This window comes from Corallococcus sp. AB018, from assembly GCF_003986945.1.
GTDB lineage: Bacteria > Myxococcota > Myxococcia > Myxococcales > Myxococcaceae > Corallococcus > Corallococcus exiguus.
The window spans coordinates 1-689 of sequence record NZ_RAWR01000476.1; the positions used below are offsets into that span (position 1 = coordinate 1).

General features: G+C 48.5%; 1 protein-coding gene. It reads left to right on the plus strand.

Annotated elements, in window-relative coordinates; all coding sequences use genetic code 11:
- On the plus strand, positions 1-620 hold a 620-nt coding region (locus D7Y11_RS42805; RefSeq protein WP_112929416.1), incomplete at its 5' end, for a protein rep.
- Between the last annotated feature and the right edge of the window lie 69 nt (positions 621-689).

Consider the following 689-nt stretch of genomic DNA (forward strand, 5'->3'; position numbering starts at 1 on the left):
CTGTCAGGAACTGCGAGATAGGTGAACTTGGAACAGTCCTTACAGCAATGAATGCGGCGTTTAAGCGAATGGAAAAGCGAAAGGAGCTATCACCTGTTCAGGGGTGGATCAGGGCTACGGAGGTGACGCGAGGTAAGGATGGCAGCGCACATCCGCATTTTCACTGTCTGCTGATGGTGCAACCTTCTTGGTTTAAAGGGAAGAACTACGTTAAGCACGAACGTTGGGTAGAACTCTGGCGCGATTGCTTGCGGGTGAACTATGAGCCGAATATCGATATTCGGGCAGTAAAAACTAAGACAGGTGAGGTTGTGGCCAACGTTGCCGAGCAACTGCAAAGCGCGGTTGCTGAAACGCTGAAATACTCCGTTAAACCGGAAGATATGGCAAACGATCCTGAGTGGTTTCTTGAGCTGACGCGGCAGCTTCACAAGCGCCGTTTTATCTCGACCGGTGGGGCGCTAAAAAACGTCCTCCAGTTGGATCGAGAAACCAATGAGGATCTTGTCATTGCCGACGATGTAGGGGATGGCACTGATGACGGGAAGCGGACGGCGTTTGTCTGGGATTCAGGTAAACGGCGTTACAAACGCGCCCCTGAGAAGGATAAATCGGATTAACGTATGAATATTAATATTGAATACCTGAATGGAAATAAGACTATTGGTTTATTTTTTTTAAGAAGTGAA